Here is a 25,673-nt window from a genome sequence, read left to right on the forward strand (position 1 = left end):
GTTCATAGAAAACACCGGAAAGAACTTCGACCGGCAGCCTCGTCGTAGGAAGCAATTCCAAGTCGCGAACACTCTCAGACTGTACCGGTGAACGAGCTGTTCGATTCCGGAAAAGCCTTGTCGCCTCAATCTGCTGAAGTGGAATATTGCTGGCCACGATTGACCCATCTTCCGAGAGGATCGATCAGAAGAGTATCCAGAAACAGCTGAGAGACGTGGAACATAAGAATCGGGAAAGCGGCGAAGGGGAGGTTGCGCTGCGAGAGCAGATCCATCGCGATGTAGATTCCGATCGCGAGAGTTTTCTGACTGCCTGAGAAGACAGTGGCGACGACATCTGGCCGATCGAATCGAGCGACTCGTCCTCCAACAAAAACGACCACAAGGCTGGCGCAGTGCAATACGATACATGACAACCAGGCAACAGCAACAGCACCGACACCGAGCTCAGACGATTCACTCCCCTGCAGACGAGAACCACCCTGAACTGACGACCAGAAGATGAGAACCAGAATCAGTGACTGAGCGACAACGCCGATCGGAGTCTTCCATCGGTCAGCTGCCTCACGAATCGATTGTCGACCGCGAATAAACTGCCCCACTCCGATCGGAATCACAGCTGTCACGAACAGTCGTTCGATCATATCTCGAACGTCGAGAGAGATTGTGTCCCCGAGTGTCTGAGCCAGCCAGAACGGCGTCGCGAGAAAACAAAGTCCATTGGTCAAAATCGTAACCAAGAGGGAGACAGCATCATTCCCGTTCGCTTTTCGCGTCCAGACAGATGCGGAAGCCATCGTGCTGGGAACGCTCGCAGCAATGAGGAGACCGACCGCAAAATCATCCGTCCACTGAAACCACGCGAGCGGAATCGCGCAGAGCGGAAGAAATCCGTAGTTCACGACGGATGCCCAGATCGTCGGAGCAGGCGAGCGGAGCGCAGCCGTCAGCTTCCGAGTGTCGAGAGTGACAGACATCAAAAACAGCACGACCGCCACCAGAACTCGGCTGAGTCCGCCAGCTACATTCTTTGAAAATCCATCCAACTTCGCAGCAGGAATTCCGAGTCCCAAACCAATTCCGATCGGAATTGAGAGCGTGAGCGCGACGAGAAACCAGCGTTGCTTTAAATAAGACTTCATTCCGTATCGGCCGAACCGGAGTCGCCGCTTTCGGCCAGTTGATTCCATCGACGCTCCAGATAAGCATCACGCAGCGGACTTGCTGTGTCTGGCTTTGAACTCAACACATTCGCCGCTTCCTTAAAGTCTTTCATTTCGACGAACAGATATGCTTTCCAGTCCGTTGCAGTCTGGTCGAGCACATCCAGAAGGATTGCAGGCGATTGAGGAGACCGAATCGTAGTCGCGAAGCGATCGAATGTGTTACGAGCAGCTGTGAAGTTTTTCGTCTCCGTCTGAGCTATCCCGGTCCACATCGCAGCGAATGCAATGGCGTCGTCATTCTCGGGCGTAGAATTCGTTCGATAGGAAGTCAAAATTCGGCCGATATGCTGAAGGGCTGGGCCGTATTCGCCATCGAGTAATTCCAGGCGGACAACGTGCAGCGGATACTCAAGAGGTTTCAGAACTGGTGTGGGAGAATTCTGACTCGACGTCATGACCTGCGGGCCTGCGAACACATCGAAGATCTTGGCATACGGAGAATTCTCATCTCGCTGGGCTTCGGAAACGGCAATCAATTGCTGAGTCGGAGCATCCCAGACTTCGATCTGATCCTCAGTCCAATGAACATGTTTTTTCCCGACTGAAACAATTCGATCGAAAGCACCCGGTTCGCGGAGTCGATTCGCTCCAAGGCCATCATAGAGATCGACGATCGAGTCAGCGGGAAGCGCCCACTGAAGTTCCGCCATTCTCTGCGACCACAGAATCGGGCTTCCAATCAATTTGACGCGAATGTCTTTCAGATCAGCTGAAACCAGCGGATATGGTTGCTTATCGGAATCGAGTTGTCTCAGAAGCGAGTCGTCTTCCAGCACTTGTGCAAGTGTCGCGGCAGATGTGGGGAAAGGATTCGCTTTCGAGTCGTTCGGACCGGGAATCGGCAAGCCGAGACGAGGGTCGAACAATTGCAGACCGACCTGCGGAATGTTGACACCGACGAGCCACTGATCTGACTTTGCTTCATCTGCCGGAACGAGGACGACCGAGTCGAGTCGCAGTTGTTGCAGCAACGCAGAGAACGCCCAGGCTCGACCCGCAGCATCTGAGTAACCAATCAGAAGCGATTCATACGGAGTCGACGGAAAATCGATCGACGACTGCAACTCTTCGGGGATCAGGCTGACATACCGCGTCACAAATTCAAACAGCACCAAAGCTCGCTCAGGATCTGTTGTCGCATTGACGCAAACGTGATCCGCAATCTTCTTGAGCAACATCGCCAGCCGGACGTGATCGATATCGATTGGAAGATACCGGTCCGATTCAGCGATTTCGTAACCCTCTGCGGACATCAATTTTTTCTGCAGGTCCGCATCCTCCGTCAACACGATGTCTTCAGCTATTCCGCACGTCTGAAACCATCGATTGAGTTCGGCAGCCAGATCTTGAGACGTCATCGTGACCGAACGTCGACCGGGCTGAAGAGCAGACAGAATTCGCGAGAGCTCTTTGTCGCATCGGCTGTCGGCGTTTTCTTCAACCACATCGATCGGATCAACTTCCGACGAGGGCTTACCGTTTTCAATTTTGTCTTTTGGCTTCAGCATGAGTGCAGCAATCACTCCGATCGCTGCAAGACTTCCGACAATTCGTACCGGGAGACTGCTGAAAACCGACCTGTTGGAGTCAACCATGTGACGAATCCTGAATGATCCGGAATTCCGAGAAAAAGGGAGAATGAACCGGAATTATAGAGGCGTTTCGAGAAAATCTCTTGTGCTTCGGCCAGAATCATGTGCGAAACATCGAATTCAAGATCTCCCAGCGGACTCATCTCCCGATTCATCGCGACGGGAAAAGTTTCAGATGCTCACAAACGACAAAACATCGTTGATCTCAAGGAAACGACTCAGGCACACTCGGTTAATGCAGGAAGAGATTCTACGCCGAGGAGACGTGGCTCATCAGTTGGAAGCCCATTTTCCAGTGCCAAAGCAAGCTTTGATCGTGACCGAGCAAGAACGTGCTGAGGAGCGTTTTGTCTCCGCGATCTTTCAAAGCGGAGACTGTGGCGTCCAAGAGGCAACTGGACAAGCCTCGTCGTTGCCGGCTAGATGCGACGAAGATCCAGGTCAAATGAGGAAATCCCCAGTCCGTTTCTGCAGCATCGGTCGGAGGAGACGTTCGCCAGCCCGGATGATCGAAGTGTTCCAGATCCTCAGATGGCAAAAGAGTGATCAGGCTTGCGCCGAGAATATCTCGGGAATGCCGATCGCGCAGCACATGAGATGAATCGCGGTGAAACGGTCCGTCTGAACCTGAGAATGTTCTTTCGATCAACTCGGCAGCAGCTCGCTGACGCTCGGCTTCGCTCAGCTGATGGAACGGAACTGTACGAGCGAAGGCTTGAATGAATGAATCGTGCAAGTCGTCGCAGGTTACTTCACTGAGAGGTTTGACAACGACGGCCTCGCGTTCAACAATGTCCTTCGAGATCGGTTCCCACGACTCCAGAGGAAGCCGTGCATGATAATACTGCGGACGAGGAGTCACACGGCACCGCCCCGATAGGTATTCGTAGCGGAAGGCGGGGTGACGCGGGAGCTTCTGAAACGTCGCCCAGGACATCTCGCAGTTGATATCCTGAAACCAGTCGTTGAGCATCGTCACCCTTCGCAAGACTTACTTCATCGGTGAGCCGCCATTTGATGCAATGGAGGTGTCTGGAGCAACGATAAAGATTTCGACGCGGCGATTTTGTTGTCGACCCGACTCGTCAGAGTTCGGAGCTGTTGGCTGGTACATGCTGTATCCGGCAATCGACATTCTTGGCTCAGCCAGTCCATTTTTGGCAAGCGTCTTCACGACCGCTGTTGCCCGGTGTGCTGAGAGTTCCCAGTTCGTTTCGTGTCGTGCTCGAGTGGACGGCTTGCTGACAGGTTGATCGTCAGTGTGCCCCACAACAACGATGTTGAAGTCGCGGGTATCCGAAGAGTTCATGATCGCGGCAAACTCGTTGAGCACATTCGATCCACCCGATTGAATCTGATCGCTGCCGGTGGCGAACAGGAGGTCTCCCGTGAATCGACTGATCCCTGTGGCAGGATCGAATTCGAACTCGGAGTACCGTTGGGCAAGTTCCTGAAGGCGACGGCTGGCTGCTCCGCTGAGAGGACTCTCTTCAGGCAGATTTGTCAGCAGCGTCTTGTACTGCTCCTGAAGACGAGTTCGCTCCATCGCGAGATTATCGATCCGCTGGTTGGCAGCGGCGAGGCTTTGCTCAAGCTGCTGCTTTTCCATCGCCATGTGTCCGAGCGACTGCTGCGCCCCGGCAAGCTCAGTCGCCAGGTGCTGGCGGGCGTGATACATCTCGTAAGTGCGTAGTTGGGCTTGTCGCACCTGCCATGCTGGGGCATATCCGTGACAGCCAACAAAGCTGAACAGACTGAAGATGAGACACAGTTTTCGAATGTCTTGCGACATCGAACGACTCCTGTCTTGGGATGTCAGTGAGGCAACCGGTGCCCCGTTTCAGCAGTCATTGCCGAATCGGTGGAGAGGATGCTCGTGAGGTCAATTGGAGGGAATTTCGGACAGGCGAATGCTGCCGTTGGAGGGCTAGGTTGTACGAGGAAAATCTCAGAGCGAGAAGTCCTTTTCCTTCAAGTCCACAAACCAAATCGCCGACAGCACCGTCCAGCAGGCTCGACGCACAGAACGCAAACTACATCACAACAAAGACTTACAACCCGCAAGCATTCAGGGCAGACAGTACCCTGTAAGGCTTGCAACGATCGGCAGGATACGCCGGATAGCTGCGGATCCTGCCACTCGAAGACTTCTTTCAGACTTTGACTTCAGTTGCGCGCCGCCGCTTCATTCAAGATTCACGGTGGAAGCAACCACATTCCAGGAAGTGCACGGTTTGCTCGAAAGCAGCCCGACGAAAGATCAGGGACGAATGGGGCCCCGGCAGCGAGATGAAATCGCTCTCGTCTTCGAGATGGAGAGACTCATCTTTGACGACGTAATCCGGCTCTGCACCAATCACACCGGTGGGGACGGTCATTTTCAGCGGCCATTGATTCACAGAGCTGTCCGCGCGATCAGCGATGTCGTCGATGACGGGAACAAGTCGACGCACCCACGGGCCAATACGGGATGCAACATGAGAACCGCGGTTTGGAGGAGCCAGCATCACGACCCGGCGCAGACGCTCGAACTTGTTCGTCAAACAAACCGTGCGGCTGAGGACTCCTCCGAGGCTGTGACCGACCAGATCGAAGGTCACACCGTCTGGAAGTGATTCCTGAAAGCGTTCACAGATAACCGAAACATCACGAGTGATCGAATCGAGATCTTTCCCGAAAGACTGGTAGTCGCCGATTTCAGCGTGATACCCCGATTCCAGAAACATCTTCCTGAATGGACGCATCACCCAAGTGGGAACCAGAACTCCGGGGAGAAGCAGCACCGCACTTGTGGTGTGTGAGAGCTCTCGGTTTTTTGAGTCCGTCTTTTCAGCAACCGTTGAAGGCATTCGCGTCAATTCCTGAACCATCCACCAACGCAGCATTTTTTCACTGGCAATCCGACACGAGGAACGTGCTTCTCAGTCGGCTCGAATTCAGCCTCGCTGCGAGTTTCAATCAGATTCACGCAGTGGGAGGAGTTTTCTTTCGATCCGCGAGATGCTTTTGTCGTCCAACTGCGTACTCGGTGGAATCAACATCGTCCTCGGAAACGCCTGCCTGAAAATCCTTGAAGTTGCGTTTCAGGTAAGCGACACACCAGCCGCATCCCGTCCCAGCACCTCCGCACTCGCTGAGCTGACTGGCTCGGCGAGGCTTGGCGATTCTCATGAAATTCAGAATCTTGCGTTTCGAGACGTGGAAACACAGACAAATCGGATCATCAAGCTTCACATTTCCCCCTTTGTGGAACAATCGAACGATCTCCCTGAGATCGCAAATGCGATTGCATCCGGGTCAATCATCCATTTATAGACGGTCCAGTGCATCGAGCCACTGGGCCATTAAGTCAACCACATCGAACGAGAACATCTCCGGCTCGGTGTTCTCGATGAGAGTGGTGGGGAACTCGCGTTCGCGAAGAATCTCAACCGATTTCATGACCTGCTCGCTATTGCGAGATTCCGGGCCCACAACGAAACCAATCAAAAGTCGCGCCTCCGGATTGCTATCAGGTGGAGGAAACCGGAGAGGAGCATCAATGGCCAGAAGCCCCCGAAAGAGTTCGCGATACTTGAATGCGAGTTGAGTCGCAAACGGACCCGAGTCGTCTGCTCCCATCACCGCCACGCGAGCCGGATCGATCGCATAATTCTCCGTGACCCATTCCACGACATCTTTCGCGTATTCTTCGTCTGTCTGAGAAAAGCCGCTGACGTCTTCGGCTCTCACCCCCACCAAAATCAGTCCACGCTCGCTCGCCAGATCTCGCCAGGAACGCACAACTTCCGCTTCCATGGTGTCCCCAGCAGGATGCGTCCATAACAACAGCCCCTGAGGTTGATTCGGTTGGTAGTCCTGAGGGACAAGCACCCAAAACTGGCGATCAGATCCGGGAAGTTTTTGATTAAATCGCCCCACCTGAATCTCTTCGGGTCGGTTTCCGGGTGCCATGACCGGAGGAGGAATGTTTGGAAGGTTGTCACCATCGGGGAACTCATCTAGCGTGATCGATAGATCAACGGAATCTGAATCACGACTGACATTCAATTCGATGGTGTCGCCAACTTCAAACTTGGACAAGAGCGAGGAAACGTCACTTCTTGACTCGACAGTCTCAGACTGAAAACCAGTGATAATATCGCCAGCTTGCAGCCCCGCTTTCGCAGCGGCGCTCTCCGGAAACACGAATCGAACACCAACGCCAGATCGAGACGGATCGGTCGATCGAGCAGGAAGGATTCCGAGTGAGGGAAACTGATAAGCGACAAGTTGATCGGTGAGAGTGACCATAGTCTGAATGGAATCATCAGCTCTGCGAATCGTTACACTGACGGTCTCACCGGCGTAACGGTTTCCGAGGACCTGCTTTAAATCGTTCACGCGTCGAATCGGAACACCGTCGATTTCTGTGACGACATCGCCTTTGACGAGTCCAGCGGAGTCAGCAGGCGAGCGAGGGCGAACTCGAACAATTTCAGCTTCGCCAGAGACAGGTCCCTCTGCTTCAAATCCGATTCCCAGCAGTCCAGCGTGCAGATCTTCGCCTTGAATCATGCGATCGATCACGCGCTCAATATCGGCCAGAGGAATCGCAAAGCCGATCCCGCTGTCGTAGAGTTCCACACCGGCGGTTTCCTCATCGCGCTGACTCGACAGTGGAACGATAATTCCCAGGCATTCCCCCTTCAGATTGATCAAGGCCCCTCCGTAGTTGACCGGAGAAGTCTTGGCATCAGTCTGCAGAGCTTTGCCTCGAATCCGCTTCAGAGCGCTGATAATTCCGACAGAGACATTCGGGAACTCAGGGTCGAAAGTTCGTCCCAACGCAATCGCACGTTGACCGACACGCATCTCGTCGACCGGAACCGACTGCAGCGGTTGAAGACCGGTTCGATCAATTTTCAGCAAGGTCAGCATCTTCGAGAAATCGGTCGCGACGACTTCAGCCGCGTAACGTTCTCCATCAGCAGTCGTCACCAGCACCGACGCAGGATCGGCGACGAAGTTGAATCGACTGGTGATAATGTAGCCATCTTCATGAATGACGACTCCACTCGTCGGGCCGGTCCCCACGAGCAGGTCACCAACGAGGTCCACTCCGCCGACAGTTTCGATTCTCACGATCGACGGATTGACATAGGCCATCGCCTGCTGAATCGCCAGTTGCTCTTCTCTCGCAACTCCCTGACCGAAAGAGGTGGAAGCTGGCACGAGCAACATCACAGCCAGGAACATGAGACCAAATGGAGTCAAATGCTTTGGGCTGCGGCTGACGGAACATCGTTTCGAATTCGACATCATTACTTTCGAGGAACTTCGAAGGTGAAAGTCACAAGTTCATTATTGCGTCGAACAATCAGCTGCAAATCGTCGCCCGGCAACAATCGTTGAAAGACTCCCTGCAATGTCTGAATCGAATGCACCAGCTCACCATTCGCGAAGACGATCAGATCATCAGGTTGCAGCCCCATTTTGTCTGCCTCTGTCTCTTCAATGACCGAATCGACGTACGCGGGCGTGCGAGCAACAACATCTGGAACGAGAAGAAATCCAAAGTCGATCGCCTGAAAGCCGGCGGATTCTGTTTCGTCCGCAGCTGCCAGAAGTTCATCTGTGCGACTGAAACGACCAGCGACGATGTCGTTGACCGATTTCTCCAGCACGGAAAATGGGATCGCGTAGTTGAGCCAGGTGTTGCTGGTCCCCTTCAGTTCACGACCGAGCATTCCCAGAAGTTTTCCATCTGCGGTCGTCAGCACGCCTCCTGCTGCCCCCGGATTATTTGTGACCGCATCAACGAGATAGACATCCCCATCGTAAGAAGCTTGGTAGCGTCCGCGTCGCGCAGCCAGTTTTGTCTTGGCAGAAACGACGCCCTGCATCACGGAGACCGGTTCGTCTCCGGTGGCGACCTTGAACACATTGCTGAATGCCAGAATCAGCGCACCGGGACCGACTTCCGAAGTGTCCGAAATGTTGAAGAACGGAAGTTCCTCAGCTTCGATCTTGATGATGGCGAGATCAACTTTCGAATCCGTTCCGATCACCTTTCCGAAGAACCGTCGTCCATCGTGAAGAACCACCGTCACCACATCCGAGTCGAGCAAGTGGTTCCAGACGGTCGCAATGTGTCCATCGGGACTGACGAGAACTCCCGTGCCGTAGTTCGCCAGATTCTTGAGTCCCCCCGCTCCGTAAAGCTTGACGACTTTCGGCTGAACCTGATCGATTGCGTTCGAGAACGACTCCGCGTTGCTCGTCGGTCCAACTGCCAAGAGCATGAGCATCAAGACAATCGAATAGAGGAATGAGTGTCGCGATACAATCATTGATCCCCCTCCGCTTCTGGCGCGATCGCTTCGAATGTCTCTAACTCGATTGTTCCCCAATCGCTTCGAGCATGACGAACATGAATCGTTTCGGGGACGGGTTTTCCGGCGATTTCAGTCATCTCTCCGAACCGAACTTCGCACGGCTGATGATCTTCATCGATGGATGTATCGAACCCCACCAGACGCAGATCATCTCTGTTAAAATACCAGCGTGACGTCACCAGACCTTTGGTCGAAATCAACACATCCACTCGTTCGCCGGTTCCATCGAGCGGTTCGCTTCCGACATAGTAGAATTCTGTGAAATAGTCGTCGGGATCTTGGAGAAGGTTCTTGAAATGATGTAGTGCTGTCAGCAGGCCACCCGTTGCTTCCGGCACCGGCTGAGGATCTTCGTCGAGATTCTGGACAGCGAACTCCTCTCCCAATTTGGCTGCCACAACGTCCGTCAAGAACCGGAATTGCACAGGTGTCTCGCCATTGACGTTTCCAGCCCACATCCAGTTCAGTCGTTGCCGAGACGAATCTCCGAACTGTTGTTCGAGCGCGTTGAGTAATTCGTCTGTGCGAACCTGATTGAAGTAGTAATTCGCGTATCCCGGTCTGTCCTCGTACAGCTCTTTGTATTCGTCGGGGATTTCGGGAACCTTAGGCTCCATCCCGTGAGGCATTGGAATCGGGATCGGCGGTTTTTCGTCCGGCTCGTCTGGACCCGGTTCAACTGGCCCACCCGGAACGAGTTCCGCACGTCGATGGAGCCCGGCCAATCGAACGACGATGTTCGTTCTCTTTCCGTCTCGCTGATACGACAACGGAACTTGCCATCCCTTTGGATAGATTCCGAGAATGTTTTTGAACTGATTCACACTTCGTACTGGTCGACCGGCGAAGGAAATCAACTCATCGTCGCGGCGAAGGCCGCTGAGATAAGCGTCAGATGTCTCGAGAATGTTGGAGACGACAACTGCTCCATCGGACAAGCTCGTGACTGTGGCTCCCAGCGTGGCGTGGTCAACGATGCGGCCGCTCTTAAGATGATCCAGAAAGTTCATGACCTGATTGATCGAGATTGCATACCCTGCCCCAACGTTCACGCGGCCTCGCTTCTCAACGGAAATCCGCCCGTTGATCCCGATCAGTTCTCCGTCAGCGTTGAACAGCGGGCCTCCTGAATTTCCCGGGTTGATAGAAGCATCGACCTGAATGCAGTCGGTGTACTCCAGAAAAGTCCCTGCGGGATATTGATAGCGATGAACTCCGCTGACCATCCCGTAAGTCACAGTCGGCTGAAAATCATCCGCCAAGAGAAATGGATTCCCGAGAGCGAGTGTCCAGTCGCCCATCTTCACTTTGTCACTGTCGCCAACTTTCGCATGAGGAAAGTCGTCGCGGCCCAACAGCTGAATCATCGCGACATCGCCGGTCGGATCAATTCCCACGAGCACAGCGTCGTAGACTTTCCCGTCGTTCAGTCCACACTTCATGAACCCGCCGAGTCCCTGAACAACGTGGAAATTGGTGATCGCAAATCCTGTTTCGTCGATCAGAACACCAGAGCCTCCACCCTGCCCACTGGGATCGAAGATGGCAACGACAGCTGGAGCAATACGGCTGATCGTTTCGATCCGTTGCTGTTCCGCCTGCAGGACTGCTTCGGAAACAGTCAGCCCCGCCGCTGGACAGATCTTCGGAGTGAAAAGGACGCCCACACCGAAGACGATCAGGCATCCGAGAATCGTTCGTCTGAATTCACGAGCGCTGCAATCTCTCACTTAATCACCTGTGCATCACCGAGTGCAAAGTGTTCGAGGATTCCTTGAGCTGAACCGTTGGATTCCACGCGAATCACGAGTTCACGAACACCTTGAAGATCGACTCGTACTTTCTCCGGAGGGTCATCCCAATTGAAAGCATGTTCGTAGAGTTGGCTTCCATCCCCTTCAATGACGAGCTTCACCTTGGGATCAAACCGAGGCATGTTGCCAGCGTGGTTCAAATCGAATCCGGCAGTTGTTCGAAGTTCACTGAATTGACGATTGAGGCGAAAACGAACAACCGCCCCGGAGTGCATCCACAGTCCGCGTGAGAATCTTTCCTCGCCAATCAGCAGCGGACGACGTCCACCTGACCCGGCTGGGAAATTCTTCGCCGTGAACCAAACGACTGGAAATTCTGTATCGGGACTTTGAGAAGCTGACTCGTCAAAAGGGAGATCTGCCAGGAACCGAATTCTACCGCCAGCGTAATCGATTTCGTTGACCGAAGCAGACGGGATCGTCAACGAATCCAGCCAGTCAGTCTTCACTTCCATGACGTCTTCACTCAACGTCAAGCTCTTCAATTGCAAAACATCTCCGGATGTCGTTTTCAATGCTCCTGCACTTGAGCCACTCTTCGTCTCGCGTCCGGAATAGATGACCGCGAAGACTCGTTCGAGCGGTGCAGTCAGTTCGCGACCTTTTACGGAAACAGTGACCCCTTTGTCGGTGATCCGTGTGACCGTACCTCCGACGTAATCGAGGACATCACCTTTGCGGAAAACGAGCAAGTCGTCGCGAGAGCCTCGCGTCTGCAGGTCTGCCCAACTCTCTGCGATTTGATCATCGACCGGGCTCCATCGGACTCGAGAGACCTGCTCGGTCGACAGTTCATGTTCACCGAGAACTTTTGAACTCACGGTCATCGCCTGCGGTTCACTTGTCACGGTCTCGAATTGAATCGACGAACCATCGACGAGAACGACCGACCGATCAGTCGTTTCGACCGCTTCTGCGGGGCGTTCGAATTGCACGAGCATTAACTGGTCGATCGCAATTTCCGAGCGACCATCATCGGACTGAATGACGAGTTGCTCATCATTGAGTGTGAGAACCTCACCTCGAATGGATTCCCCATCCAACGTTGTCGCTGTCGCAGGTTCGCCCGAGAGAACAGCCATTACAAGCAGTTGCAGCGCCGTATTCAATCCATTGTCCTTTCACGTTGGAAATGATGAGAGGTGACATCTCTTCCTTCGAGAAAGTATAGGCAAACGAAGTTCAATTGTCGCGGTGTCAACCGATCCGGTTCCCGACCGGATCGAGAGACTCTGACTCGCAGCGTTTGCCATCGACGAACTATGTAAGTCGCCGATTACGGACTCGGAGCTGGTCGATCGGCCAGCTTCTTCAAGTACTGTTCGACAGCCTGGCGATAGTGAGATGGGAACTGACGGTCGAGCATATTGCGAGCTGCCTCACGTGCCTTCGGAGGCAAATCACCCCAGTTGTCTTTGTTGCCGATGTCTTTTTTGTCGGTCAGACCTTCTCCTTGAATTCCGCCAAGGTAGGTGTCATCAGCTCCGTTCTCAGGGGCTGATGAATTCGAAGAGCCAGCTGAAGATTGAGATTGCTGCTGTTGTTGCTGTTCCATTTTCTTGATCAGCTCATCCAGCGTCGCGATGATTCGTTCTTCAACTTCCTGAACATCTTCCCCAGTTCGACCGAGATTCAACCGACGTTCGACGTCCCGCATTTGTCTTGCGACTTCGCCGAGGGATTTTTCTTTGACGGACTGCAGGTCGTTTCTCATGAGTTCTCCCAACTCCTGATAACGCACCGGAATGCTCTCCGTACTTTCAAGAAGTTTCTCGAGAGAATCGAGACCTTCGTTTCTGAGCAACAAATGATGTTCACAGACCGAGCGGTAGAACAGGCATCCGGCTGGATCGACGACGTAATTGAGGTCGATCGTTTTGAACAACTCGACAGCTTCGGAATACGCCGTGAGCAGTGAAAGATGCCGCGCCAGGAAGTAGTTGACGTTGTGGCTGTAAAGCGGTTCAGCGGCAGTCACATCAGACGGCACAGCTTGCAGTCGAAGCAATTCCGGTCCGAAGGTGAATGACTGACACTGGTCCACGATCTTTCGTGTCTGGTCATCGGCGAGATAGAACGTACGCATCAGAGCATCGAACTTCTGCTCCGGTGAGGGGGTCCCCGAGAATTCCCAGAAAGGTTGAACTGCATCGACAGCTGGTGATCGTTCCAATCCCCGCTGAGTCAGCCATTCATTGACTCCCAGCTGGAGCTCTTCGACGCTCGGAGAGGAATAGACCTGATCGCTGGCCGCGAGACAGGCTTTCGACTGTGACAGAACGGCGACAAGGCCGAACCCGCACAGGAAGACATAATTTGTAATACGTCGTCTCACTTATTTCTCCCGACTGAAAGGTCATAAGTGGCTTTTTGAATCCGCTGTTGGCGGCGGGCGAGATCGTCAATCAAATCAAGCTGATCCGCATCGAGTGGAACTGAAGGATCATTTTCCGTGCCAATCTGCTGAGTAATTCGATTGATTTGTAATTGTAGGGATCGAATCATCTTCAGTTCGGCAATTTGATTGACAAGTGAAGGGTCATCAGGTTCGGAAGGTTGTCCCGGCTGGCCTTCTTGTTGCTCTCGTTCCTGATCTTCAAGTTCCTGCTGGAAGGTTTCGATCATTTCCTCAAGTGTTTCTGCAATCAGAGTTTCCACCAACTGAGTTGTTTTTCCGGTGTCCTGATTGGCCAGGCGATTAATCACAATCTGCATATTTTTGTTCATTTGCTGGACGGCTTCCGGAAATGCGACCGAAGAACCTTCCTCAATCAGCAGATTGAGTGCTTTTTGGGCATCGATCAGGTTGTCTTCCTGTTGTTTGCGCACGTCTGCAGTTTGCGATGCATAATTTTGCTGCAGTCGCGCGTCTTCCGGGATTTGATCAATTCGCACCGTTTCTGAATTAACGCGCAACTGACGGGTCAGCATGTTCTGAAACCGTGCTTCCAGCAGCGTGAGATAGGATTCTTTCTCCTCCTCGCGAAGCTGCCTGAGGATTTCCTCCAGCTCCGCCTTCAATTCTTCCAGGCGAGCGATGGCAGCATCCTGATCTTCGACAGCTTCTTCGTTCTGTTCGTTGAGCAGGTCTTCGATGGCTTTTTCCATCTCCTTACGTGCCTGCTCCAACTGCTCTCGACCCGCAGTCTGCTGCTGTTCTTGTTGTTGGCGTTGCTGTTGCTGGCCTTGTTGCTGCTGGCCTTGTTGCTGCTGACCTTCGCTCTTTTGCCCGCTGCTTTCTGATTCAGAAGACTCGGACTTTTCACCCTCTGAACGCTCACCAGAAGAAGAGGACTGTTCACCAGTTTCCGACGACGAGCTTTCGCTCGAACTTGATTCGCCGTTGCTCTCCGATTTCTCGCCTTCGGACTGTTCCGCTGGAGAGGTCTCTTTCGGTTCATCGGAGGATGAATCCTCAGAAGAGTTGGATTCCTCTTCGTTTCCCTCCTCGGAATTGCCGTTTTCTTGCGAGTCCTCGCGGGCCTTGTCCTGTTCGTCGATCTTCTCAGCGAGTGCGTCGGCCTTGTCGGCGACTTTCTGCTGTGAGTCACTTAGTTGTTGTGAATCACGTCCGCGGAGAGTTTCTGCTCGAACATCTTTTTGTCCGGCGATGACCCGATTGGTTTCCTTCAGCAGCTCTTGAATTCGCCGCATCTCATCTGCCAGCCGTTGCCGTTCGTCGAGGCTTTGGAGCAGTTTGAGAATGGTTTCCATGCGGGCCAGCACTTCTTTTTGCCGATCCACAGCTGGTCCGTACTGCGCAGGCTGATCCCCTTGTGCAGTTGGAGAAAGAAGCTCGGAAATGAGCTCCATTTCCTGAAGGACGTTCTCCTCCTGGCTTTTGCTGCGAGCCCGGTACAGGATTTCTGCCTGTTCTGGATCTTTTCGACGAATCTGCTCAGCGACGTCGTAGAGAGATTTTTCGAAGCGCTCGTAGTCGCGAAAGAGCTGTTTCTGAGCGTTTGAGAGATCGACAGCGGGAGCGGCTGGAGATTCTTCGCTGCTGCCTGTCGGTGATTGGCTGAGTGCTTCACTCACCGGCGCGGCCGCCATGACCATCCAGATGAGGAGAATTGGCAGATTCCGCATATTTAACATCTCGTCATTTACTGTGCTGTGAGATGAATCATCTCACTCACTCGTCGAAATCAAAGAAGAAATTTTCTTCAATCCGCTTGTTCTCAGTCTCTTCTAACAACTTACGTTGCTGTTCAATTGTTCTCTGGAGATTCTGAATGAGATCGTTAATCGTCCCCCGATCTCGCATTTCATCCAGAATTCGATCCATCTGGGCCAACAATTCATCCACAGCAGGAATCGTCTCGTTGATTGATTCCTCGACCCCCGTGACTTGCTGTAACCGTATACGCTGCAATGCGTAACGTTCGTCAGCTGTGTTGAAAAGCTGTTCATTGAGAACTTTCAACGGGGCAATCACCCCAGAATCAATGCGGTCGAGCTTCTCTTTTGTGTCGATTCCATTGTTCACCATTTCTTCGCGCAGTTCTCGGAAGGCGACTTCAATGGCTCGCGATTCGGTGTGATTTTTTCGTAATTGATGCAGTGACCGCTCAATAAAAGACGACAGCACCGGGCTTTCGGCTGATCGAACCGCTGGCTCGTTATCGAATCGCTGCGCCCGCTCAGTTTCGTTTCCGAGCGAATTCCGTAACTCGCCGACTTCAGAACGGATCTGTTCGAATCGCAGACGCAAGTTTACTTCGCGGTCAAAGAGTCGCGCGAGCAATTCGTCATCAGAGACAATCTTAAAGCTGAACAACTCTCCATGTGCGACGTTGGGCCCGTTCAGGTGATCCTTGTCTTCTGCATAGACTCCCAGCGTCAGAGTCTGACCTTCCTGAAGCTTGAGCGGACGAAGAGCGAACCGCTCAAATTCCCCTGATGATGAGTCGTTCAAGACGAAGTCTTTCTGACCATCGGGGCGATTGAGGAGCGGAGTTTGATTGAGCGTTGTGTCACTTCCGATCCGGTAACCGAACCAGGCGTCTGCCAGCCCGTAGTCGTCGGAGATGCGGCCTTCAATTGGCAAGCTGGCATTACGGGTCACGATGGTCCCAACTCCGGTCCGTTTGGTATCGATCACCGGCGCTCGGTCCGCGATTCCTTCAATCAACAATTGAGTTGGTTCCTGACTGAAGATGTCATCTTCATCGTGTAGGAAGATTTTCAGACTCGTGTCCGCCGAAATTGGGAACGGAAACGGCACAGCGTTGTCCATTTTCTCCCACTCTTCCTCGGCCATAGTCGTCACCACGAGGGGAAACTGAAAGGCGCTTCGATCACTCGAATAAAGACTTTCAACCGGCGCAGCGAGTGCGATTCGTTTTTGAGTCACGCCATTTTCATCAAGCAACTCGAGGCTGACTTCTTCGGCGCTGTCCGCTGCTTCGCTGCGCCGACCGAAACGGAGTCGAAACCTGTCGCTGCGAAGGTCGACTTCTCGAATTGGTTTATTTGCCTGAGCATTGAGAACGAACTCTGTCTCCATCGGGAGTGCAACCTGCGTTGCGACGACGCGAACGATTTGATCCTCTTGCCCGTCCATGCCGGTGTAGCTCGGGTAATCGCACTGCAGTGAGATGGAGTCGATCTCGGGTGGATCAACAACTTGAACTCGGTACGGTCGCCGATTCACGAAGTCGCCGCCGATCATCCACAGTTCGTGATCGTCCACCACTTGTGAGATGGTCTGCACGAAACGGCCCGATCCAACCGGTGACATCGTGGCCCGTCCACGTTTTGTGCCTCCCGATGCAAAGATCAGATAGTTGAGATCGACACGTTCCGGAACTGTCATCTCTTCCGCACTCTCGACAATCAACTCGAGGTCAGACCCGCGAGGGTGTTTATAGATTCGATTGGAATCGAACTCTTTAACACGATCGCCGGGCTGCGCGAGCACACGAAGATTGAGTGAGTTCTTTCGGAACGGGTCCCAATAGTTCTCTTCTCCATACAGATAAGCTTGCATCCAACGCTTCACTCCAGCAGCATTGGCCACGCTGAAGACCGCGAGCGTACAGAACAGGACGGCTGCCACCATACCCAGCTTTTTGAGAGGCGTGGGATCGAAGCTTTCGTCGATGTCAATTTTCGTGAGTGCGTCGACTGCCTCTCGACTCGTCCGCTCCATCATTGCTGACTTGAGTTGCGATGCGTCCTCACCTTCGAATTCAACGGTTGTGATCAATCGATCCTGCAGCTGAGGGAATCGTCGTTCCAAAGCGAGTGCGAGGTCACGGTTGCGAAAGCTGCGGAGCAATCGGAAGAAAAACCAAGAGGCAGCGACTGTCGCCAGGACAATGACCATGCCCATTAAGACGAGAAGTCGAAACGAACTCGGCAGCTCCAATCGGGAAATGCGGAAATAAATGACATCAACGGCGAAGGTGATCCAGAAGATCGCACAGGCAATGGCGATCAGTAGAGCAATCCCTTCGAGGAAAACGTACCGACGAATCGCTTGCCGAAACTTGCTCAGAACACTCTGAATTTCCTGGGGGAGCACAGATGCACCTCTTCTGTTGTGATCAGGCAAGACGAAGCAATTTTCTTGTCAGCCATTCTGCCGACAAGAGGGCAGCCAACAGGACCATTAACCACTTTCGATCCCAAACTTCCTGGATTTTCTGATCAATCGTCACGGACTCACTTCTGTTTGGCAAACGCAAGGCGACCTCTTCCGCCGCTTGTTCGATTGGGAAATAGTCCCCTCCGGTCCCTTCAACCAGCTGTTTGAGAATTCCAACCTCCTGAACAAACGAAGCTGCCTCCTGTCGAGGGAAGAGCACGTCGATCTCCTGAGTAATACGTTCATTGGAATCAGGGACATCATACTCAAATCGATACCGCCCGGGCTGTAATGGTCGATAGTCTCCAACGAACTCCGAAGGCCGAACTCGATCTTTCGTGAGTGTCGGCCCCGGGAGAATCGGTTGATTTCGAGGACCGTACAGATCAAGAGAAATCGAATCCGCCACAAGCGGCTCGAATTCAGGTGTTAGAGATCGTACCCGCAAAGGGACAGATTGGCCCAGATCAAACTCGCGTCCATCGAGAATGAAGAAGCTGCGCTGAAGTCCTCTCTTCGAACGACCTTCCGCAGCTTTGCGAACTGCCTTGATCCAGAAACGTTCGAAGTAGCTTTCCTCGATGGCACGTAATCGCCACATCTCCGGGCTTCCGAGATAAAGGACATTCCCCTGCCCGAATCGCTGACTGGCGATCAGAATCGGTTGCCCTCCTGGCCCACGTGCGAGCGGATCGGTGAATTCTGCAAAGACAGTTGCGCCTGCTTTGGCTCCGACGGTGGGATACGTCCGGTAGACACCGGGAAACTCTTCCCACGCATCGGATTCACCATCTTCATCGACTTTCAGAAACTCGGCGACCTGCCCCTCTTGAGTAAACCCGACTGGAAAGGGAGTTGTCGCCACGTCGGTGTTTCCCAGCCGAAGACTGACTTCTTCGAGCAAGACGGGATACAACTTTTTGATCTGCGAGAGTTCCTCGCTGGCAGCCAGTTCGGACGTGTAGACATCCCCAGCGACGACCAAAACTCCTCCACCTTCGTTCGAAACCCATTCATTGAGCAACTCTTGCTGCTCATCGGAAAGTTGCGACCAGTCAGGATCAAACGCCAGCACCACGTCGTACTCGTACATCGATTCCTTGTCTTCTGGAAATCGAAAGAGCAGGCGATTGGATTCCTGGCTGATCCCTACGGTTCCCGTTTGCAGCCAGACATCGACGAGAATCGACGGATGGCGATGCAGAACGTTTTTGGAAAATCGATAGTCTCGCATCGGACCACCTGCGACGACGAGCACTCGCAGCGGACGATCATACAGGCTGACCGTGCGGCTCAGCTGATTGTCTTCATCGCGAATTTCCTGACCGTCCTGCAGCTTGGCCCTGAGTGTGAATTCGTATTCGCCAGCTTCACTTGGCTTAAGATCAAAACGAATCTCAGTCGGGGCTGCGTCCGTTGACATGGTCGTATTCTCGGTGAGAACAACGATTGGCTCGGGATCGTTCGGTCCCTGTTGAAGAAGCTCGACTTGCACAGAATCTCCGGTGACACCCTGCCCGTTGAGAATCGCGGAGAATTCGAAGGAGTCGCCCTTCTGCACGTCGGTCGGAGCAATCACGCGGACAACTTCGAGATTTCGTGGTTCCTCAGTCCCTCCAACACCAACGGTGACGAGCCTGACCTGTTCTGCGATGGCTCGTTCGCGCGGAATCGAAACTTCCTTGCCGGCGTTCACTGCTCCGTCAGAGACAACCACGATTCCGGAAAGCGTCGCTCCGCCTGCTTCGACGAGCAGTTGGTCAACAGCATCTCCCAAACGAGTGAGATGCCCTTCGGGAGCCAGCACGGCAGACCAGTCAAAATCCACATCCGACTCACTCGAAGAATCAGAGATCGGAGCGGACGCTGTCGCTTGCTGCGAAGCAGTTCCATCGCCTTCAGAGCGTTGAGGAAGCCGGACGAGCAATTCGCTCACGTTGTCCTGAAACGTGTAAACGTCGACGATATGGTCGGACCGCAACTCGTCGATCAGTGGTGAGTCTTCAAGAAGCGTTCGGACAACCTCTGCCCGCGTGGTGCTTGGGGCTGCTGAAGTTCCGGGATCGTTGCCAGCGGGCTGCTGCATCGACGTTGATGTATCGACGAGCAGAATGACGCGAGAGCTGCGAAACGCACTCGTTTGAGTCCGCACATGAGGATTCAAAGCGATGACAATCGCAATGGCGAGGAACGACAGTCGAAATCCGCCGAGCAGCGTTTTCCAGAACCAGGGGAGTCGAGACGTATCTTTGCGGACGAAGAGCAGCGTGGCGATGACAGCCATGCCAATCAAAAAGAACGGCAACCACTCCCACCATAAGTATGGCCAGTCAAACTCCAGATTGGACGTTGTCGACGACGTTCCGGACTGGCCCAACAATAATGACGGCGAAAAATTCAATTGACAGGACTTACTAGTAAAGGTGTCATCCGTTCCATGCCCTGTGGATCACCTGACGAGACTTTTCCCGCCGACAGGGACTCCCGGAAATTGTAGCAGTCTGAGCACACGCGTCGACAGGGACTGGTTGATGCGCAACAGAATTTCGATCTGTCCGGGATGGATGCACTTCCGCTGTGATCGCGGAAAACTCAATTAAAAAAAGATCGGTTACCCGAAGGCAACCGATCTATCTGGCATCTCTCAGCGTTTTTCAGCTTCTCTTGGGGTCAGTGCGAGAACTTCTCCCTCCTGACGCTGAGAGAACGTCAACTCATTTAGTTCACGCTATCGCAAGTGTCGCAAGGAGCGGCACAAGCTGGTCCGGCAACATCGCAGGCGTCGCAAGGATCGTTGCAGACAGGGATCTGTCGGCAGACAGTCTTTGGAACACAGCGAGTCTTGGTCACGCTGACCTGTCGTGGAATTCGCTTCACGTTTGTGACGTAACGAGTTTCGCAAACTGTGCGTGGGACACAGTAAGGAACTTTGCGTGTACGTGTTTCACAGGTGTACGAGCAAGTTGTGTAAGGAACCTGCTTCGTGCGAGTTTCACAGGTGTAGGTGCAAGTGGTGTAAGGAACCTTACGGCAGACCTGCTCACAGGTGTATGTGCAGGTGGTGTAAGGAACCTGCTTGCATTCACGAACCATGCAGCAAGTAGTGTAAGGAACCTGTCGGGTGCGAGTTTCGCAGCGATAGGTGCAAGTGGTGTAAGGAACTTGCTTGGTTTCGCAGACTGGAGTTCGAACACAGACAGTGTAAGGAACTTTGCAGGTCTTGACTTCTGGAACCATGCGGGTGCAGGTGACTGTTTTGTTGACAGTCTTTGGGCACCAGACTTTGCGGCAGATTGTGCGTGGTGGATCCTGGACCATCACACGTCGCGTTTGGCCTGGCTTGTAAACGCAGCAGCATGAGTTTTCGTCGTAGCAGAAAGTGCCTGGGTCCTGAACGCACTTCTCGTAGCATTCTCCTGGGACAGTTTCGGAGACTGTTTTCCACTCACCGCACTGAACAGGAACGCATTGAGTTGTGGTAACAGGTCGGAAGACTGTCTGGCAGACATCGCGGTAGCAAGTCTTGTAGTCGACTTTGCAGCTTCGAACACAAACGTTGCGGTAGCAAGTTTTGTATTCAGGAATGCGAACAGTGTAGCACTGGTTGCGGTAGCAAGTCTTATAGACTGGTCGGCAGTAGCTGACTGTTCGGTAGCAGGTCTTGTAGACAGGCTTGCGAATTGTCTGCGTGACGCAGCGGTAGCAAGTCTTGTAGTGAGGAACCCGAACGGTGTAGCACTGAGTCCGGTAGCAAGTCTTGTAGACTGGCTTGCGGACGGTGTAGCACTCGTCGCGGTAGTGAGTGTCGTAGACAACTCGCTGGCAGGTGACAGGTGTCTTTTCAACGCAAGTGTCGTAGACAGTCACGCATTCGTTGTACGTTTCCGTACACATGATCGTTTCGCGGACTGTTTTGTACGATGGACCGCAATTGACTCGTGCATTGCAGTAGTCGCCCATCGTTCCGCATGTGTCCAATGGGCAGCAACGGAAGCGACCACTTCCGCAGAACAGCCCAGCCTCTGTTTCAGCAGCACTTGCCATTGCCATGCAGGCAGCAAGTAGCGGCACCCATAAATTGTGTCTCATGACTCCGGTCCTCTTCAACTAACCCCAACTCTCTGGACGCTCCAACAGCGACCACTAGTCAGGATTTCGGCGCATCCATCTTCCGCACTTCACGCAATCGGAACGTCTTCCCTACTCTCGCAGGTCTTCGCGATCACTAACCTTGTGCAACCGCAACGACACGTGAATGCGTTGTTCTCGATACGTTGGGAATCAACGTCAGGATGTGTCAGAATGGATCGACCGGTAGAACCCGCACGCTTGACACTCGATCAGCCGGTCGAGACATGAAGTGGATCTATCGCTTCAGGAATCCGGCAACCCCCTCAAGGTTGTCATCCCTTGACTACCTTCCCAAAGACCACCAATCGCTAAAGAGAGAATTGGTTCATGAAGTTTGCCATTTGCCAAGAGTTGTTCGAAGGCTGGAGTTGGAAGAAACAGTGCGAGTTTGCGGCTTCTGTCGGTTATACCGGAATGGAAGTGGCTCCATTCACGTTGGGCTCGAATGTTCAGGAAATCACTTCAGAACAGCGACAGGAACTGGTTCGCGTCGCAGCTGACAACGGTCTTGAGATCATCGGGCTGCACTGGCTCCTCGCGAAAACAGAAGGCCTCCACCTGACAACTGCCGATTCCGACGTTCGCAAAGCTACGAGCGACTATCTCATCGAACTCGGAGACTTGTGCGGCGATCTCGACGGAAAAGTGATGGTCTTCGGCTCTCCATTCCAACGGAATCTCGAAGAAGGTACGGACTCACAACAGGCATTCGACCGGGCTGCGGACGTCTTCAAATCTGCAATGCCCAGAATTGCAGATCGAGGTGTGCACCTGCTGATGGAACCTCTGACAACCAAAGAGACAGATTTCATCAACACCTGCGATCAAGCTGCCGAACTGATCGCTGCCGTCAATCATCCCAACTTTGCCCTGCATCAAGACGTGAAAGCGATGCTGGGAGAAGGAACTCCCCTCCCAGAGCTGATCCACAAACACCGAGCGATCACACGGCACTTCCACGTCAACGACAGCAATCTCCTCGGCCCAGGCATGGGAGAAACGGACTATCATCCGATTTTCGAAGCACTCCTCGAGTCGGGTTACGACGGCTGGGTCTCCGTCGAAGTCTTCGACTACTCCCCCGGCGCAGAGAAGATCACTCAAGAAAGCATCGACTACATGCGCCAGATCCTGTCCGACCTCGGCCAAGAATCTCGCTGACCATACCGTGAGAAGTCTCGCTGCGCCCACTCTAAAGAATTGACCGACTAAGGTCCTACATAATCCCAACGCTCCAGCACGTCACTTACTTGATCATTGTCATCGAGTACGATTGCGACGCTGTGTGCAGTGGTTACGAGTCCGTCCCTGACAGCTTTACTGCAACGTACAAAATTGATGGAGTCGTGTGTTACGTTCGAGCCTTTCTCATCAAGAGCAACAAATCGTCCTGCAGACTGAAACTGGCATTCATAACCCCAGCTTTCCATCTGAAGCGTGGCGTCACTGGCAGACGTCCCATTTGGGATCTGAGCAACAATTGCAGGCCTCGTAATCAATTCGGACGTCGAACGGCAACCGAAAGCGATCAAGAGCAGGAACAGGAAGACAGACCGTCTTCCGAATGAATGTGAGGCAAACCGCCTGCGAGGGATTCCCGGACACTTCATTGATTAACCGCGTAATACTGATGTCAATTTGCAAAGCATCGTTCAACTGAATCGCACTTCAGAATCTCAAGAGCGTTCAGACGAACTGCTTTTCCGAAACCTAAGACTTTCGTGCTGATCCTTCTTCCCTAGTTGCGAAGACCGGCTATTCAACGCGTTGATCCCAACAGGGCGTTTTCGATGGCGGTGACGTCATAGACGCAGCCGCCCCAGGTTCCTCCGCTGGCTTGTTGCAGCAGTGCCCACATCCGCGTCTCGTCCGGAAGGTCTGGATCGGCGTGCAGTCGGTTTGTCACGGAGCGCTCAGCCAGAATCGCCGCACCGGCTTGTGGATCGACGCGTTCGCTTTCCGTGCCGACGAAATTAATTGAGCCGGTTAACTCTCCGCAATCGATCACGATTTCAATGAGATCGCCATCTTGAAGCTTGGCGATGGGTCCGTCAGCTAAGGCTTCCGGACCGACGTGACCAATGCAGGCTCCTGTCGATACTCCTGAAAAGCGAGCATCGGTGATGACTGCCACGTGCTTGCCCCATGGAAGGAACTTGAGGGCGGAAGTGATTTGATAGGTCTCTTCCATTCCGGACCCAAGTGGACCACGGCACATCAGCACAAGAATATCGCCCGCTTCAACTTTCCGGTCGCCTTGCCCTTTGACAGCCCGGATCGCTTCCCGTTCTGAGGTAAAGACCTTCGCCGGGCCGAGCTTACGATAAACTCCATCGGAATCGACAACACTCGAATCGATCGCCGTGCTTTTAATCACAGAACCTTCAGGAGCAATATTTCCAACTGGAAACGTGACCGTACTCGTCATTCCTCGCTGTTTCGCTGCTTCAGGAGAGAGGATGACATCGTCCGGATCAACACCATCTTTCTCCTGCAACATGTTACGAAACTGTGTTCGTCGATCGGAAGCTTCCCACCACTCGAGAACATCTCCCAATGTGATGCCAGCAGGCGTCATGACATCAAGCTTGAGTAGATTCAGCTCTCGCAGATGCAGCATCACTTCGGGAACACCACCAGCCAGAAAGACTCTGACCGTTGGGTGACCGACTGGACCATTCGGTAGCACATCAACAAGTCGCGGCGTCTGTCTGTTAATTCGATTCCAATCGGAAACGACCGGTCGTTCGAGTCCCCCTTCGAAAGCGATCGCGGGAATGTGCAGCAACAAATTGGTCGAGCCTCCAAATGCAGCATGGACGACCATCGCGTTATGAAGTGCATCGGGAGTCAGAATATCTTTAACGGTCTTTCCCGCCGCGATCATGTTGACCAGTGCTTGTGCCGATCTCGTCGCTGCGTCGACCCAGACCGGTTGCCCGCTCGGAGCGAGCGCAGTGTGTGGAAGCGACAACCCCAAAGCTTCGGAGACAACTTGAGACGTCGCTGCGGTTCCGAGGAACTGACATCCTCCCCCTGCTGATCCGCACGCCTTGCAACCCATCTCGGCTGCGGTGCGAAGGTCGATTTCTCCATGCGCGAACCGGGCGCCAATCGTTTGAACCTTGCCAGCATCTTCTCCTTCCGTGGGAGGCAATGTTACTCCACCGGGAACGATGACACATGGCAGATGATGCTGGGCAGCGATCGCCATCATCGCAGCTGGAAGCCCCTTGTCACACGTGGCGACACCAATCACGCCCTTGCGAGTAGGAAGCGATCGAATGAGCCGTTTCATCACGACAGCTGCATCGTTGCGATAAGCGAGGCTGTCCATCATCGCAGTCGTTCCCTGTGAACGACCATCACACGGGTCGGACACATACGCCGCGAAAGGCAGACACTCGTTGCGATTTAGCTCTTCGGCAGCTTCCCGCATCAACAGACCAACTTCCCAATGGCCGGTGTGATACCCGAGCGCAATCGGTCGACCATCCTCAGCCCGGATTCCCCCCATCGTGCTCAAGATCAGAATTTGATCGCGAAGCAATTGGTTCGGATCCCAGCCCATCCCGGCATTTTGCGTCATGCCGAACAGTTCTCCACTTGGCAAATCAAGCAACATCTGCTCATTGAGTGGAAGCTCTCCCTCCGGACCGGGGCCGTGCGTCGTCAGGCTGAAGAGATCGGGATGAGAACCGTTGAGGAGTCTATTCGTGTCGAAAGCCATAGTGTTTCCGGAATCCAGTATCGAACGACTGAAGTGTGCTGTTGAGTGATGATTTCGTTCTGATGAACGCTCGATGATTGCGTTCAACGCATCTTAGCGATTCCGCGAAGAGTTCCGTATTCAATCAACTCTCCTTTCTTTGATGGTTCCGACGATGATTGGATCACAACGAATCTGACAGCCTCGATCAGGAAATTTCCTCCCGCGTCGC

At 53.4% G+C, this 25,673-nt stretch carries 17 protein-coding genes; 1 reads left to right on the forward strand and 16 read right to left on the reverse strand.

From position 1 onward, the window contains the following. Positions 1-125 precede the first annotated feature (125 nt). From AB1L42_RS20345 to AB1L42_RS20415, 15 genes are all read right to left on the reverse strand, one after another. Positions 126-1,142 carry a bile acid:sodium symporter gene (locus AB1L42_RS20345; protein ID WP_367060604.1) on the reverse strand — a complete coding sequence of 339 codons (1,017 nt, stop codon included), beginning with the start codon at positions 1,140-1,142 and terminating at the stop codon, positions 126-128. Further along, entirely contained in the window at positions 1,139-2,821 is a 1,683-nt protein-coding gene (locus AB1L42_RS20350; RefSeq protein ID WP_367060607.1) for a hypothetical protein, read from the reverse strand. The genes AB1L42_RS20345 and AB1L42_RS20350 overlap by 4 nt, the downstream gene beginning before the upstream one ends. 247 nt (positions 2,822-3,068) lie before the next feature. Beyond that, entirely contained in the window at positions 3,069-3,791 is a 723-nt protein-coding gene (locus AB1L42_RS20355; RefSeq protein ID WP_367060610.1) for a hypothetical protein, read from the reverse strand. A gap of 18 nt (positions 3,792-3,809) precedes the next feature. Then, entirely contained in the window at positions 3,810-4,610 is an 801-nt protein-coding gene (locus AB1L42_RS20360; protein ID WP_367060613.1) for an OmpA family protein, read from the reverse strand. A 397-nt stretch (positions 4,611-5,007) separates the two neighbouring features. Beyond that, a complete protein-coding gene (locus tag AB1L42_RS20365) occupies positions 5,008-5,667 on the reverse strand; it encodes an alpha/beta fold hydrolase (protein ID WP_367060616.1) in 660 nt (219 codons plus the stop codon). A gap of 115 nt (positions 5,668-5,782) precedes the next feature. Next, positions 5,783-6,052, reverse strand: a complete 270-nt coding sequence (locus tag AB1L42_RS20370) for a (2Fe-2S)-binding protein (RefSeq protein ID WP_367060803.1) — start codon at positions 6,050-6,052, stop codon at positions 5,783-5,785. 75 nt (positions 6,053-6,127) lie between these two features. Further along, on the reverse strand, positions 6,128-8,122 hold the full coding sequence (locus tag AB1L42_RS20375; RefSeq protein ID WP_367060619.1) for a PDZ domain-containing protein: 1,995 nt from the start codon (positions 8,120-8,122) through the stop codon (positions 6,128-6,130). Then, positions 8,122-9,150, reverse strand: coding sequence for a trypsin-like peptidase domain-containing protein (locus AB1L42_RS20380; RefSeq protein WP_367060622.1), 1,029 nt, complete (start codon positions 9,148-9,150; stop codon positions 8,122-8,124). The genes AB1L42_RS20375 and AB1L42_RS20380 overlap by 1 nt, the downstream gene beginning before the upstream one ends. Further along, the gene (locus tag AB1L42_RS20385; RefSeq protein WP_367060625.1) at positions 9,147-10,925 is read right to left on the reverse strand and encodes a trypsin-like peptidase domain-containing protein; all 1,779 of its coding nucleotides are present in this window, start codon (positions 10,923-10,925) and stop codon (positions 9,147-9,149) included. The genes AB1L42_RS20380 and AB1L42_RS20385 overlap by 4 nt, the downstream gene beginning before the upstream one ends. Then, positions 10,922-12,118 carry an NPCBM/NEW2 domain-containing protein gene (locus AB1L42_RS20390; protein ID WP_367060628.1) on the reverse strand — a complete coding sequence of 399 codons (1,197 nt, stop codon included), beginning with the start codon at positions 12,116-12,118 and terminating at the stop codon, positions 10,922-10,924. Before AB1L42_RS20390 ends, AB1L42_RS20385 begins: the two co-directional genes overlap by 4 nt. A 167-nt stretch (positions 12,119-12,285) precedes the next feature. Next, entirely contained in the window at positions 12,286-13,344 is a 1,059-nt protein-coding gene (locus AB1L42_RS20395; RefSeq protein ID WP_367060631.1) for a hypothetical protein, read from the reverse strand. Further along, positions 13,341-15,098 carry a hypothetical protein gene (locus AB1L42_RS20400; RefSeq protein WP_367060634.1) on the reverse strand — a complete coding sequence of 586 codons (1,758 nt, stop codon included), beginning with the start codon at positions 15,096-15,098 and terminating at the stop codon, positions 13,341-13,343. Before AB1L42_RS20400 ends, AB1L42_RS20395 begins: the two co-directional genes overlap by 4 nt. A 46-nt stretch (positions 15,099-15,144) precedes the next feature. Continuing rightward, a complete protein-coding gene (locus AB1L42_RS20405) occupies positions 15,145-17,538 on the reverse strand; it encodes a hypothetical protein (protein ID WP_367060639.1) in 2,394 nt (797 codons plus the stop codon). 22 nt (positions 17,539-17,560) lie between these two features. Continuing rightward, positions 17,561-20,002 carry a hypothetical protein gene (locus tag AB1L42_RS20410; RefSeq protein WP_367060643.1) on the reverse strand — a complete coding sequence of 814 codons (2,442 nt, stop codon included), beginning with the start codon at positions 20,000-20,002 and terminating at the stop codon, positions 17,561-17,563. A gap of 317 nt (positions 20,003-20,319) precedes the next feature. Next, positions 20,320-21,690 carry a hypothetical protein gene (locus AB1L42_RS20415; protein WP_367060648.1) on the reverse strand — a complete coding sequence of 457 codons (1,371 nt, stop codon included), beginning with the start codon at positions 21,688-21,690 and terminating at the stop codon, positions 20,320-20,322. Between the two features lie 369 nt (positions 21,691-22,059). Between AB1L42_RS20415 and AB1L42_RS20420 the strand changes: the two genes are divergently transcribed. Further along, positions 22,060-22,893: a sugar phosphate isomerase/epimerase family protein gene (locus tag AB1L42_RS20420; protein ID WP_367060652.1), complete on the forward strand. Its 834-nt coding sequence runs from the start codon at positions 22,060-22,062 to the stop codon at positions 22,891-22,893. Between the two features lie 598 nt (positions 22,894-23,491). Here AB1L42_RS20420 and AB1L42_RS20425 read toward each other — a convergent pair. Then, positions 23,492-25,462: a YjhG/YagF family D-xylonate dehydratase gene (locus tag AB1L42_RS20425; RefSeq protein ID WP_367060659.1), complete on the reverse strand. Its 1,971-nt coding sequence runs from the start codon at positions 25,460-25,462 to the stop codon at positions 23,492-23,494. Positions 25,463-25,673: the final 211 nt, after the last annotated feature.

The organism is Thalassoglobus sp. JC818 (assembly GCF_040717535.1).
Classification (GTDB): Bacteria; Planctomycetota; Planctomycetia; order Planctomycetales; family Planctomycetaceae; genus Thalassoglobus.